Below are 12,898 nucleotides of genomic sequence, written 5' to 3'. Positions count from 1 at the left end.
CTTTCGCGCCCGAGACCGGCAACAACGGCTGCAACGCCTGCCACTGCTCATCAGTCAGCTCATGCCTGCGCACCACGGCACAAGATCAAAGCACGTCAGACGAACCAGCTTTGAGGACGGGCCCTAGCACTGATGCCGGTACCCGCGGGGGCCCGGTGGCACCGTGCGTCCACAGTGGACGCACTGGACGCGCCGCGCGGCGATGACCGGGTGGGGTTCGGTGTGCTGCTGGTCGCGCACGTCGCGGACCGGCTCGGCCTGGCCGGCGCCGGCCCGAACATCGTGCGGGCGCGAGACAAGAGGCTCATGCGCGAGACCTGGCGCGACGCCGGTGTGCCGATCCCGAGGAGGATCTGCGCGACGGGGTGGCGACGCTGACACCGCCCGTGCTGCTCAAGCCCGCGTGGGGTGCCGGATCGGTCTCGCAGCTGGTGCTGACCGACGTCGCGGAGGTGCCGGCGGCGTGGGGCCGAGGTCGCCCAGGCGTTGCGGCTGGGCAGCCAGGTCGGGATGAACGAGCTCTACGCGTCCGGCACGGACGGCGACCTGCTGGTCGAGGAGATCTTCACCGGTACCACCGAAGGCTGGTACGACGAGCCCGGCCACGGCGACCACGTCAGCGTGGAGGGCATCGTGGCGCACGGGGTGTACCACCCGCCCTGCCTCACCGCGAAGCTCCCCGTGGTCGCACCGTTCACCGAGGTGGCGAGCACCCTTCCCGGCACACGGCCCGAGGCGCTGCAACGGCGGATCGAAGACGTCTCCCGTGCCGCGGTCGACGCTCTCAACCTGGACACGTGCGGCACGCACACCGAGATCAGGCTCGACCCCGGCGGAACGGTGACGCTGATCGAGACCGGCGCCCGGTCCGGCGGGCTCCTGCTGACCCGCCAGATCGACGAGGTTCACAGCATCGACCCCATCGCGATGCTCGTCGACGAGCAGCTGGGGCGCGAGGTCGGTTGTCCTTCGCGGATGCTCACCACCGCGGATCGTGCGGCCGCGTCGGTCGGGGTGATCCCGACGAACGCGGCCGTCATCCCGTGGCCGACCCGGTCGCCGCGGCGACCGGACCTGGTGAACTGGGCGCGGATCGTCTCGCCGGGCACCCGGGTCGAGGAGATCAAGGCGTTCTCGATGCCGGTGGGCGAGCCGGTTCCCAGCTACGACCCGTCCGGCGGCTCGCGGAACTGGCTGGGTCTGTTCGTCGTGCACGCACCGGACGCGCACCAGCTCCACCGGGACTGCCACGCCGTTCTCGACAACCTCGAAGCCGAGCTCGGCAGGTCACTCGGGCAACGCGGGTGACCGGCTCGGACGCGGGCGGAACGCTCAGTGGAAGTCCAACGGGCTGAGCTCATCGGCGCGTTCGTGGAGATCCTCGGCCAGCAGCTCGAGCTCTCTGGCCAGCGACCGAATCCGACTCGCCGCCGCGGTCGGCGACAGGACGGAGGTGTCGAGCGCCGAACTCAGCGAGTCGTCCATCCCGTGCGCCCAGGCATCGGGAAGGGACAGGCCCCTCATGTGGTTGCGCGCCGACCGCACCTGATCGAGCAGGGAGTCGAGGTGGAGACCTTCAGCGAGGCCAGGGCCGTGAGCGTGCCGCGGCACTGGAACCTCGGGGCTTCGAGGCATGTTCGTCTCCACTAGTCGCACGACGGCATTACCGGCCCACTGGGATTCTCCTGCAACAGCGGGTGACCGTCGAGGTCTACCGGCATGCACCTGGACGAAGTTCCAGGTTTGTGCCGTGCGGACCGAACAGGTTGACGACCCGCTCAAGCCGACAGCTCGACCAGCAGGCCGGGAAGCGGGTCACCAGCCTTGCGCCGCAACCCGAACGGCTCGCTCCCGGCGGATGCCACCGGCATCGTCCGACGGCTGAGCCGCGCCGCGACCCGCGGGTCCAGCACGCGGTAGTCCGCTGCCTCGATCTCGTCGAGAACCGAGCAGTACCAGGCGGCAGCGGTGCGCAGGCAGGGCCTGCTCGACGGTGTGACGGCCTCGATGCCGTCTTCGGCGAAGCGGTACAACGCCCGCACGCGGCCGATCTCGAACTTGATCAGCTCCTGGAACTCCGGTGTCATCACCCCAGCCTCCAGTTCGGCCCTGGTGACGCCGAAGTGCGCGAGATCCGCCGAGGGGAGGTACAGCCGTCCGCGCCGGAGGTCGTCGGCGAGATCGCGCACCACGTTCGTCAGCTGAAACGCCTCCGCCAGCGTGGCCACCCGTTCCGGAGCGTCGTCGCTCAACGGTTCCAGCAGCGGCACCATCTGCAGGCCCAGCACGGCTGAGCACCACACGTACTCCCGCAGCTCCTCGAACGTGGTGTAGCCCTCGACGGTCATGTCCATCAGCAGGGAGCGGAAGAAGGTGTCGACGTGCTCGACCGGTATGCCCCACACCCGCATGGTGTGGTCGAGCGCGCGGGTGATCGGATCGCTCGGCGTGCCCGCGTCGAGTTCGGCGCACACCCGGTCGCGCAATGACCAGGCTGCCACCGGGTTGTCCGCCGACCTGGTGGCGAACAGGGCGAATGCGTAGAGCGAGTCGACGTGGCACCGCTTCGCCCGCGGCAGCAGCTGCGCCGCGAAGTACGACGTTCCGCCATACGCGGCGTGCAACACGCGGCACAGCTCGAAGGCAGCGCGGATGTCGGGCTCGTAGATGCCCGCATCGTCCAGCGGGTTGGTGCGGACGCGCATCGCGACCTGCTCTCGGGAGTCTCAGTGGGAACGTCGGGTGGCTCGGGCACCCGGCGCGAAATCGCGGCGCTCGACCTTCTCAGGGGCGGGCATCCCCTTTCCGCGCGCGAACACCGAGCGTGCGCGGGACATCAGGCCGCGCTCGCCAGTTCGGACTCCGACAGCGCCACGCGCAGCAATCTCAACGCCTTGTGCACTCTGCTCTTCACCGTCCCCACCGGGATGTCCAGCACGTCCGCGACGCTGGCCGCCGTGCGGTCTGCGAAGTAGATTTCCACCACCGTGCGCAGGTGCGGTGGCGGCAGCACGGTCAGCATCTGGCGCATGAACACCACGTTCAGCACCTCGTCGCTGCGCTCGTCGTCCCAGGTGGGATCAGCCTCCGGCATCTCGACCTCCTCCGGCCGGGCGGCCCGCCTGCGGTACTGGTCCACGACCACGTTGTGGGTGACGCGCATCAACCAGCCGCGCACCGAACCGTGGTCCTCGGTGAGCTTCTCGACGTTGCGCCAGGCCCGGATCCACGTTTCCTGCACCGCGTCCTCGGCTCGGTGGAAGTCCCCGCCGGTGAGCCGCGCGGCGTACGCGAGCAGACCCGGACCGTGGGTTTCGACGATTGCCTCCATGGTCGACATGACGACTTCCTCCAACCGTTCGGCGCGATCGGGGGAAAGAATCGCCGACACCGCGGGAAAAGTCTTGGGGTGCGTTCCTCCGTACGGGACGGGCCTGCCCAGAACCGGGTATCAGCATTGCGGGAGCGCTCCCATCAGGTCTCGTAAAGTCCACAACCGACACTCACAGTGAGGCTACGGCGAGCCGGTCGCGCTCAGGCGCAGGCGGGCAGCGCGTGCACCGCGGCCACGATCCGGCCCATCTCCGCGCGCAGCCCGCCGGGATGATGCCGCACCGCCAGCACCGTCGCCGGCGCGCGATCGCCGACCAGGCCGCCGGGAGAGCCGCACTCGACGAATGTGCGCACACCGTGCCGGGTCAGCGCGCCGACGGCGTCGCGCAGGTCGACGGGCTGAACCAGGTGCGGTGCCAGCGGTTCCGCGAGCGGCTGGCCGTTGCGATAGAAGCGTCGCTCGACCGGCGAGTAGACCGGCGTGTCCAGCTCGGTGCGGCGGACGGCGGCGATCTCGGCAACCAGGTCGGCCGCCCGGAGCCGGCCAGCGGCTCTCGCCCGGTTGCGCGCCGCCACGACCCTGGCGCCGCCCGCGGTGGAGAACGCCCCACCACAACGCAACGCGGCGATCTCGCCAATGCCGTGCCCCAGCAGCACGAGCGGCTCGACTCCTTCGGCGCGGAGCACCTCCCACATGGCGACCGCCGCGCCGTACAACTCGAACTGGAGCAACTCAGGAGTCGGATCCTCTTCCGGCGCGGCACGACGCACGGCGGCCAGCAACGACGGCAGACCTTCGTCGCGCACCACCTGTTCGATCTGCTCGAAGTGCGCGGCGGCGCAGTCCCAGCCGGACATCAGTTCACCGATCAGCTCCGACCGGTGTGCGCGCTGACCGGGAAACACGAATGCCGTCGGCTGCACGTCGCCACCTCCTCCGCGTGTTCCGGCAACTTCGGCCCTGTACTGGATAACCGGCGCGAGGGCACGTCATCAAGCAGTCGTGCCTCATCGATCCGCCATGTGGGACGAGAACTGGCCCGGCTCGGAACGAACTGCTGATCCTCGCTGCCCGGAAGGCCATGTCCGCCGGCTCGTCCTCCACCGCGCAGCCCTAGCGCCCGCCGACGGGCGTCCAGTCCAGTCTGAGCTCGGCGAGGCCACGGTGAATCGGGTTCACCACGTAGGCCGTCCGGTGCTCGGGCGAGAGTCGCAGACCCGGCAGCCGCCGGGCGAGCGTGCGCACCGACAGCCGGGCCACCAGACGCGCGAGCGGAGCGCCGAGGCAGAAGTGGATGCCGTGCCCGAACGTGAGATGTGTCTTCGGGTACTCGTGCCGTAGATCGAACCCCCGATCGGCGGCGAAGTACTTCTCGTCGTGGTTCGCCGAGGCGTAGAGCAACGCGATCCGTTCCCCCGCCGCGATGTGCACGCCGCCCACCACGACCGGCTCGGTGGTCGTGCGCATCAACGCGTGCACCGGTGAGTCGACGTGCAGGGTCTCCTCGATCGCGCGAGCGATGTTGTTCTCGTCGTCGAGCACCAGCTGCCACTGCTCGCGGTCCGACATCAACCGGTGCACACACAGACTGAGCAGATCGGTGGTCGTGGTGTGGCCGGCCACGTACAGCGTCATGCAGATGTTCACCAGCTGGAGCAGCGGGATGCGCGAACTGTCCTCTTCGGACGCCCGGATGATCTCGCCGAGCAGGTCTCCGGCCTGGGCCCGGCGCTTCTGCTCGATGAGGTCGATCCAGAACTCCTGGCACTCCAGCAGCCGGTCGAGCGTCGCGTGCTGCTCGTCCGGCGTCATCGGCAGGTGGTTGATGGCGAGCCAGTCGTCGGACCACCGGCGCAGCTGCATCGGATCCTCGGCGTCGACACCGATGTGATCAAGGATGATCCTCAACGTGGCCGGGAAGTTGAACTGCTGCACCAGTTCGACGTGCCCGTCCGCGGCGAAGGAGTCCACCAGCTCGTCGATCACCCGCTGCACCGGTTCCTCCAGTCCGGCCACCTCGCGGCGGCTGAACGCACGGCTGACCAGGCGCCTGATGACGTCGTGTGACGGCGGGTCGTTGTTGGTCAGCGAACCCTGCGCAATCCAGCTCTCCGCGATGCCTCTGCGTGTTCGTTCTGTCTGCTCCAGCGGCACGTCGATCGCGCCGGAGGACGAGAACCGCTTCGGCTGCTTGGTGATCGCCACGATGTCGTCGTACCGCGTGACGTACCACATCTTCATCTTTTCGCTGTAGAAAACCGGTTCCTCCCGCCGCGCGAGCGCGTACACCGGGTACGGGTCCTGAAGTTGCTCGCTCTGGAACGGATCGAAGATCTCACCGACCGCGGCCGACCAACCAGTCACATCTGGCATGAGGTTCTTCTCCTTCGTCAGCAACGGACCGAGCTCCGGGCGACCGTAGGCAACCCGAGGGACCTTGCGCGAAGCCGTTGTCCCGCCGCGTGGAACGAAGCCGGTCCGCCAAGCGGTGAGTCCGGTTGAGACAGGCCTCGGAATCACCGCGCCCGCGAGCCGTCCCCGGATGGTGGATGAATCGGCACGACCGGAATCCGGTCCGAGGCCGAAAGTCGCACTGCGTACTCGGTTGGACCGGGATCTACCCAGGCTCACCGGCCTGTCACTCGATGGCCGGACACATTCCGAAGTGGTTCGACGTCAAACCGCGACGCCCGCGCAAGGCCGCATTCCACCCGACGGGATGTGGTCCTTGTTGGCGTCTCGCCGCCAGCGCCTTAATGCCAGCGCACCTGCGCTGTGTCCGACAGCACGTCCTGGCTCGGTCCCAGCGGAACCTGACCTAGGAGTGTCATGCGCGCCACCAGACTGCACGGTCCAGGCGATGTCCGCGTCGACTCCGTGCCCGACGCCGCGCTCGCGGATCCCACCGACGCGGTGGTCCGCGTCGACGCCGCCGCCGTGTGCGGCACCGACCTCGGTTTCTACCGCGGTCACGCTCCCACAGCACCGGGGCAGCGCATGGGCCACGAGTTCGTGGGCACCGTCGTCGAGACAGGTGCGGACGTGACCGGCGTGCGACCGGGCGACCGCGTGATCGTGCCGTTCAACGCCAGCGACGGCACGTGCGACTACTGCGTGCAGGGGCTGCCGATCTCTTGCCGCAACCTCCAGGTCTGGGGCATGACGCCGGGCATCGACGGCGGCCAGGGCGAAGCGGTGCGGGTGCCCTTCGCCGACGGCACGCTCGTCCCGATTCCCGCCGGCACCAGCGAACAGATGCTGCCCGCGTTGCTGGCCTTGACAGACGTGATGTGCACCGGTCACCACGCCGCGATCTCCGCGGGTGTGCGCACCGGCGCGGAGGTCGCGATCCTCGGTGACGGCGCCGTCGGGCTGTGCGCGGTGCTGGCCGCGCGCAGGCTCGGTGCCGAACGGATCATCGTGTTCAGCACCCACGAGGACCGCGCCGCGGTGGCGAAGCAATTCGGTGCCACCGACTTCGTCTCCGCTCGCGATCAGGCCGCGGTGGACGGTTTGCTCCACCTCACCCAGGGCCGCGGCGTGCACCACGTACTCGAGTGCGTGGGCACCGAGCAGTCATGGGCGACCGCACTCGGCGTCGTCCGCGACGGCGGCACGATCGGCTGGGTTGGCACCCCGGCCACCACCGGGCCCACGCTGCCGAGCCTGCTCATGCGCAACCTCACCCTGACCGGCGGCGTCGCCCCGGTCAGGGCATACCTGCCGCAGTTGCTCGGCGACGTGCTGAGCGGTGCGCTCGACCCGTCCCCCGTGTTCACCATGGTCACCGATCTCGACGGCATCGCCGGCGCGTACCGGGAGATGGACTCGCGCACGACCCTCAAAGCACTGGTCAAGCCGTAACTTCCGCGACAGCCGAACTGGAGGAAGCCGTGGCCGACCACGCTCCCTACGAGCAGTACATCGACATCGACGCCCTGCACCAGCTGTGGCCCGACGAGCCGGACGATCTGATCCTCGCGTGCGGGTTGCAGGCGATCGAACTGCTGTTCTCGCTGCTGTGCGACGTGGTCGAGGACTGCCGGTCGCCCCTGCTGCTCGGCAGGCGGGCCGAGCGCATCGTCGATCTGATCGCGATGTGCATGAGGGAGGTCGCGGTTCCTTACGCCGCGCTGGCACACCAGCCGACGACCACCGGGAATCCGGTCACCGCGAAGCGCACCAACGCCGGTGTGACGGTGTGCCTGCCGGAGAAGCTGCGGCTGCGCCTGCGCCTGGCCCACGACGAGCACTTCGCACCGCTGCCGTTCGACATCGGTCTCGCCGAGCACGTGTCGACGGACCGCGGCGCGATCCGGCCACAGGTCGACTACGCGAGCCTGGCACAGGTGGAGGCGTTGCGGGCGATCAGGCGCACGAATCCGTTCGGGCCGGAGGACGTCCTGTTCGCCACCGTCCACCAGATCGTCGAGTGCTGGCTGCGCATCACCCACCGGCACGTGGAGGCGGCCGAGCAGCAGTGCCGCGCGGGTGACTGGCTCGCCAGCGCGCGCAGCGTCACGTGGGCCGCGGACGCACTGACGGTCGCCACCGGTTGTGCCCGGCTGCTCGACGTCATGGTGCTGCGCGACTACCACCCGCTGCGGGTGCGCCTGCGAGACGGATCCGGTGCACAGTCCCGTGCCGCACAACGACTTCCGCACGCGGGAAAGCGGCTGTTCCAGGCCTTCGCCGACACGCTGGACCAGCACGGGCTTTCCGTGCTGGAGGTGCTGATGTCGCCGGAGGCGAACGCGGAGACCCACCGGCTGCAGGCCGACATGCAGGACTTCGGCAGGCGGTGCCAGGCCTTCCTGTTCGAGCACTATCTGCTCGCGAACAGCGTCCTGGGCGTGAACAACATCGGTTCGCTGGGCTACCCGATGCACCAGCTCGCGAAGCGAGCCGCACATCCGTTCTGGCCGACGATGGACCAGGCCAAGCACAACTACGTCATCCTCACGAACCTCGAGCACGCCGAGCACTCCGGCGCGATCATCCACGAGAACGAGCTGCGGTTCGCCGGCGGCGAACTCCCGATGCCGACACAACTGCCGTGCTCGCCAGACCACATGGTCACGGTCGCCCGCCAGTACTTCACGTGCCTGCAGGACCGCGACTCCGACGGATGGGTCGCGCTGTTCGAACGCGACGCGGTGCTGCTGGACTCAGAGCACAGCAGGCCGTTCGTCGGGCACACCCGGTTGCGGCTGTTCATCGACCAGATGCTCAACACCTTCAGCTCGCTGGAGATGGTCGCGCTGTCGGAGACGGTCGACGAGAAGCGCCTGATCGTCGACTGGACGTTGCGCGGGACGTCGCTCGGGGTCGACATCGAGTTCGCCGGCCGGGAGCGCTTCTCATTCGGCCCCACCGGCAAACTGTCCGTGGTAGCGGTCGAGTGGAACCCGGCGGAGGTGGCGAAGACGCTGCGGAACCAGCTGCTGGTGCCGGATGCGCGGGAACAGGTGGTCGCTCACGACCTGGCTGTCTCCGCCTGAATACGTCCTGCATCGGTTCCATAAGCTCACCGAGCAGGCGGGACTGCCCAGGATTCGGGTGCACGACCTGCGTCACTTCGCCGCGACCGCGATGCTCAGCTCCCTGACAGGTCTCGGCTTCTCTCGGTAGCAGCGAAAGTGCCACGCAAGGTGTCCCCTCAACACCGTTTTTCCGGGGTTTATAGGCACAGCCTGATCTTCACGTACCGGAGGAACCCATGGGCGAACGACCTGTGCAGCGCCACCGCCGACGTACGGCTGGCCGTCTCAGCCTCTCACCGCCAGCACCCGCACCTGCTCACGAGCTGCCGAATCTAGCCACCACCGGACAGATCGAGTCGGGCCCTAGTCTTCCACAGCAGGGTGACGACGCGGATCAGATTCTCTTCACGGCTGAGCAAGCAGCTTCGTTGCTTCAGGTTCGTCCGTCGTGGCTGCGACGGCGCGCTGCCGCGCGCGTGATTCCTTGTCGGTACGTGGGAAAGCATCTTCGCTTCGCCCGGCAGGACATCGACGAGATCGCCGCAGCGAGCAGGCGGCGGCCCATGGTCGATCGCTAGTAACCCACTCCGGTATGCCTCCACAGCTGGCTTGATCTTCTCATGCACACAATGCATCGATGGACCTGTCAGTAAACCCTTACACAGCAAAGGTTTCCTTTCATGGCCTACGCGGAGAAGTCCGGTAGCAATGCCTGGCGGGTCCGGTTCGAACGCGACGACGGCACACTCGGTTCCCTGTCCGGCTTCACCAGCGAGGAGTCGGCGAACGAGGTGGCTGCACGCCTCAACCGCGAGGCACTCACCCGTGGTTTCGTCCCGATCGCGAGCAGCCAGCCCTTCGGCGGGTGGATCGAGCCGTGGTTCGGGTCGATCGACGTCGCCGAGTCCACCATGGCCCAGTACCTCGGGTCTGCTGCACTGTTAGGTGACATCTGAGTTGGCTTGCCGTGATGGCGAGCTGGGAGGATGTCGCTGTGCCCAAGCCCTACCCTCAGGAGTTCCGCGACGATGTCGTGCGGGTCGCCCGTGACCGCGAACCTGGCGTGACCGTCGAGCAGATCGCGAAGGACTTCGGAGTCCACCCGGTGACGTTGTTCAAGTGGCTGCGCCAGGCCGACGCCGACGAGGGCACCAAACCCGGTGTGAGCCGCAGCGACTCGGCCGAGCTGCGCGAGGCCCGCAAGCGGATCAAGCTGCTGGAGCAGGAGAACGAGGTTTTGCGCCGCGCGACCGCGTATCTGTCGCAGGCGAATTTGCCGGGAAAAGGCTCTACCCGCTCGTGACCGAGTTCGCCGCGGACGGGATTCCCGTCACGGTGACGTGCCGGGTCTTGAACATCGCTCGACAGCCGTACTACCGATGGTGTGCCCGACCGGTCACCGCCACCGAGCTCGAGCGGGCGTATCGGGCGGACGCGTTGTTCGACGCGCACCGCGATGATCCGGAGTTCGGCTACCGGTTCCTGGCCGACGAGGCCCGCGACGCCGGTATGTCGATAGCGGATCGGACCGCGTGGCGGATCTGCTCGTCGATGGGCTGGTGGAGTGCGTTCGGCAAGAAGCGCGGCCGCAACGGGAAGAAGGCTGGTCCGCCGGTGCACGACGACCTGGTCCGGCGCCACTTCACCGCCACCGCGCCGAACCGGCTGTGGCTGGCCGACATCACCGAACACCGCACCGCCGAAGGAAAGCTGTATCTCTGCGCGATCAAGGACGCCTGTTCCAACCGGATCGTGGGTTACTCCATCGACTCCCGGATGAAGTCCCGCCTCGCCGTCACCGCGCTCACCAACGCCGTCGCGAGACGTAACGAGGTCGCCGGCTGCGTGGTCCACACCGACCGTGGATCGCAATTTCGTTCCAGGAAATTCGTCCGCGCGCTCGCTCGTCACGGCTTGACCGGGTCGATGGGCCGGGTCGGCGCGGCGGGAGAAAACGCTGCCATGGAGAGCTTCTTCGCGTTGCTGCAGAACAACGTTCTCGACCGACGTACCTGGATCACTCGCGAGGAACTGCAGATCGCGATCGTGACCTGGATCGAGCGCGCCTACCACCGTCGCAGGCGCCAGGCAGCTCTCGGCAGGTTGACCCCGATCGAGTACGAGGTAATCATGACCACGCCAGTCAGTCAGGCTGCGTGACTACCACTGTCACCTACTCGTGCAGCAGACCCCGTGTTCGACGACAGCCAGCCGAATCGGCGAGGAATTGATGTCCTCATTGGACATTCCCGGCGCGGAAGTAGCGGTCATGCGTTGATAGTGGTCGGTGCGACCCCGTCAAGGCGACAGGCAGGATTGCCACAATGCGACGGATTGTCGCCACGGCAGATCATCTTGCCTCGGTACTCGCCCTCGACGAGCCGATTGAGCCGGCTGACTTCGACCGGCGAACACGGGCGAGCACGGACTGGACCGATGGTCCACCACCGAATGCCCACAACGCGATGACCGGATCGCAGATCGCGCAGCCGAGCGAGGAATGCGCCAACTCGGGGAGGATCGGCGTGCCCTTGACGTGGTGGACGACGTCCCAGCAGGTGTGCAGGAGCCAACCGATGCCGACGAACGTGTAGGACGTGAGCGCCCGGTAGGCGACGAATGTCATGAGGGCGGTGAACGCGAGCTCCCACATGCCCACCCCACCGCTGCTGAGGTAGGCAGCGCCAGCCCCAGCGATCATGACGGCGTTGAACCGGAGCCGGTGCGGTTCCGGCACGAACGAGTTCAGGCACACGTAGGCGACGCCGACGAGCACCGGGATGACGTAGTTCATCGAACTCCTTCCACGACACCTGACCGGAAGCTACCGGCGTGGGCTGCGCGGCAAGAGAGGTGTTCAGGTCAGAAACCAGCGGAATCTCGCCACCGCTATCTCGGCAACTACCACGGACCAAAGCCCGTTCGCCGACTGTCGCGGGGTCGTAGAACCGATCGTCGCCGGTGACGGCTCGGAAATCCACTGATCGGGAAGGTCCGTCCACAATGGTCCGACACGGACCGATCCGGCAATGGTGCCTGACTGGCCTCCCCCAAGGTGACCCTGCGGAGGGATGAACTGTGGGAGGTCAGCGATTCCTCGGTGGCGGTGAGTCTTTCGGTGGAGTGAAGTGAACGTCGGCGATCCGCCGCACCTCTTCTCTCAGGTCCGGCTCCACGACGAGCCGGGAAGGGCGGCCGGGTTGCCGGCGGTGGTAGTACGTCGCAGCCAGGTCGTCGTCGATGGTGGCCAGGTGGATCAGGTGTGCCGCGGCAGCGGCCGGCGAGGTGAGGACCGGCGCGGCGACGGTCTTCAGCACGGCTCCCAACCAGCCGAGGTACCGGCCGAAGTCGCTGGCCACGATGCCGGGATGCACGTCGACGATCTCCAGTCCGGGGTGGCGGCGTCGCTTGTCCTCGTGTAGCAGGAGCAAGGACGGTTTTGCCCGTGCGTACCGCTGGTGTGGGCTCAGCCCGCTCGAGTCGGCGAGTTGGTCACCGACCCGGCCCGGCGTGAGGTCTGCCGCCCGGTGCGACCGGGAGGAGGTGGCGACCATGCGGGGGGGGCGAGTTCCGCAGTGTCGGCAGCAGAAGGCGTTCCAGGAGGAGTGGCGCCAGAGCGTTGACCTGGTAGTTCGCTTCGTGTCCGTCTCGGGTGGGGACGGTGGCGCTGAACGCGCCACCCGCGTTGGACAACAGGACGTCCACTACGGGTGTCTGATCGACCGGAGGCGACAGGGGACAGTACTCGATCGAGGCCGGGATCGACTATCCGTTGCGATCCTCGCTGGGCGCGAACGCCCAGCGCTGCTTGGTGCGTCTGGGTGCCGTACCGGCCTTCGCCGTCCTCGTTGCGATCCTCGCCGAGCATGGGTCGGCGGGCGTGGCACTCGCCTACCTCGTCGCCACTCCACTCGCGGTGCTGCTCGGTGTGTGGGCCACCCGCGCCGTCGTGCAGCGACAGGAGGCGAGCTGAGATGCACCTCGCCGGAACCACGACCCGCCTGACCATCCTCATCGGCGACGACGACCGCTGGCAGCACCACGCACTGCACCACGAGATCGTCCTGCGCGCACGCCGCGC

The 12,898-nt window shown here is 67.8% G+C and carries 15 protein-coding genes; 8 read left to right on the top strand and 7 right to left on the bottom strand.

Annotated elements, in window-relative coordinates:
- Positions 1-174: 174 nt before the first annotated feature.
- A complete protein-coding gene (locus ABFX45_RS44920; protein WP_346137229.1) occupies positions 175-378 on the top strand; it encodes a hypothetical protein in 204 nt (67 codons plus the stop codon).
- A 132-nt stretch (positions 379-510) separates the two neighbouring features.
- Entirely contained in the window at positions 511-1,308 is a 798-nt protein-coding gene (locus ABFX45_RS44915; protein WP_346137228.1) for an ATP-grasp domain-containing protein, read from the top strand.
- A 24-nt stretch (positions 1,309-1,332) separates the two neighbouring features.
- On the opposite strand, the gene ABFX45_RS44910 is transcribed toward ABFX45_RS44915, so the two are convergent.
- The 5 genes from ABFX45_RS44910 to ABFX45_RS44890 all read right to left on the bottom strand — a co-directional run bounded on the left by ABFX45_RS44910 (position 1,333) and on the right by ABFX45_RS44890 (position 5,707).
- Positions 1,333-1,635 carry a hypothetical protein gene (locus ABFX45_RS44910; RefSeq protein WP_346137227.1) on the bottom strand — a complete coding sequence of 101 codons (303 nt, stop codon included), beginning with the start codon at positions 1,633-1,635 and terminating at the stop codon, positions 1,333-1,335.
- Positions 1,636-1,778: 143 nt separating this feature from the next.
- On the bottom strand, positions 1,779-2,705 hold the full coding sequence (locus ABFX45_RS44905) for a phytoene/squalene synthase family protein (RefSeq protein ID WP_346137226.1): 927 nt from the start codon (positions 2,703-2,705) through the stop codon (positions 1,779-1,781).
- Between the two features lie 131 nt (positions 2,706-2,836).
- On the bottom strand, positions 2,837-3,340 hold the full coding sequence (locus ABFX45_RS44900) for a sigma-70 family RNA polymerase sigma factor (RefSeq protein WP_346137225.1): 504 nt from the start codon (positions 3,338-3,340) through the stop codon (positions 2,837-2,839).
- A 194-nt stretch (positions 3,341-3,534) separates the two neighbouring features.
- A complete protein-coding gene (locus ABFX45_RS44895) occupies positions 3,535-4,257 on the bottom strand; it encodes an acyltransferase domain-containing protein (RefSeq protein WP_346137224.1) in 723 nt (240 codons plus the stop codon).
- A 190-nt stretch (positions 4,258-4,447) separates the two neighbouring features.
- Entirely contained in the window at positions 4,448-5,707 is a 1,260-nt protein-coding gene (locus tag ABFX45_RS44890; protein WP_346137223.1) for a cytochrome P450, read from the bottom strand.
- 456 nt (positions 5,708-6,163) lie between these two features.
- Here ABFX45_RS44890 and ABFX45_RS44885 point away from each other — a divergent pair, with 456 nt between their 5' ends.
- The 5 genes from ABFX45_RS44885 to ABFX45_RS44870 all read left to right on the top strand — a co-directional run bounded on the left by ABFX45_RS44885 (position 6,164) and on the right by ABFX45_RS44870 (position 10,977).
- On the top strand, positions 6,164-7,198 hold the full coding sequence (locus ABFX45_RS44885) for a zinc-binding dehydrogenase (protein ID WP_346137222.1): 1,035 nt from the start codon (positions 6,164-6,166) through the stop codon (positions 7,196-7,198).
- Between the two features lie 29 nt (positions 7,199-7,227).
- On the top strand, positions 7,228-8,835 hold the full coding sequence (locus ABFX45_RS44880) for a nuclear transport factor 2 family protein (protein WP_346137221.1): 1,608 nt from the start codon (positions 7,228-7,230) through the stop codon (positions 8,833-8,835).
- A gap of 218 nt (positions 8,836-9,053) precedes the next feature.
- Positions 9,054-9,395, top strand: coding sequence for a helix-turn-helix domain-containing protein (locus ABFX45_RS46750; protein ID WP_428834299.1), 342 nt, complete (start codon positions 9,054-9,056; stop codon positions 9,393-9,395).
- Positions 9,396-9,497: 102 nt separating this feature from the next.
- Positions 9,498-9,773, top strand: a complete 276-nt coding sequence (locus ABFX45_RS44875; protein ID WP_346137220.1) for a hypothetical protein — start codon at positions 9,498-9,500, stop codon at positions 9,771-9,773.
- 38 nt (positions 9,774-9,811) lie between these two features.
- Positions 9,812-10,977, top strand: a protein-coding gene (locus ABFX45_RS44870) for an IS3 family transposase (RefSeq protein WP_346137219.1) whose coding sequence is annotated in 2 segments (ribosomal slippage) — positions 9,812-10,096 and positions 10,099-10,977 — 1,164 coding nt in all. Because the reading frame shifts where the segments join, the coding sequence is not laid out codon by codon here.
- Positions 10,978-11,167: 190 nt separating this feature from the next.
- Here ABFX45_RS44870 and ABFX45_RS44865 read toward each other — a convergent pair.
- Complete coding sequence (locus ABFX45_RS44865; protein WP_346137218.1) at positions 11,168-11,611, bottom strand: DUF6010 family protein; 444 nt, start codon at positions 11,609-11,611, stop codon at positions 11,168-11,170.
- A gap of 292 nt (positions 11,612-11,903) precedes the next feature.
- Entirely contained in the window at positions 11,904-12,371 is a 468-nt protein-coding gene (locus ABFX45_RS44860; RefSeq protein ID WP_346137217.1) for a Rossmann-fold NAD(P)-binding domain-containing protein, read from the bottom strand.
- Between the two features lie 218 nt (positions 12,372-12,589).
- On the opposite strand from ABFX45_RS44860, the gene ABFX45_RS44855 reads away from it, so the two are divergent.
- Positions 12,590-12,790, top strand: a complete 201-nt coding sequence (locus tag ABFX45_RS44855; protein ID WP_346137216.1) for a hypothetical protein — start codon at positions 12,590-12,592, stop codon at positions 12,788-12,790.
- Positions 12,791-12,898: the final 108 nt, after the last annotated feature.

It is taken from the genome of Lentzea roselyniae (genome assembly GCF_039537795.1).
GTDB lineage: Bacteria > Actinomycetota > Actinomycetes > Mycobacteriales > Pseudonocardiaceae > Lentzea > Lentzea atacamensis.
This window is presented reverse-complemented; position numbering and strand designations above follow the sequence as displayed.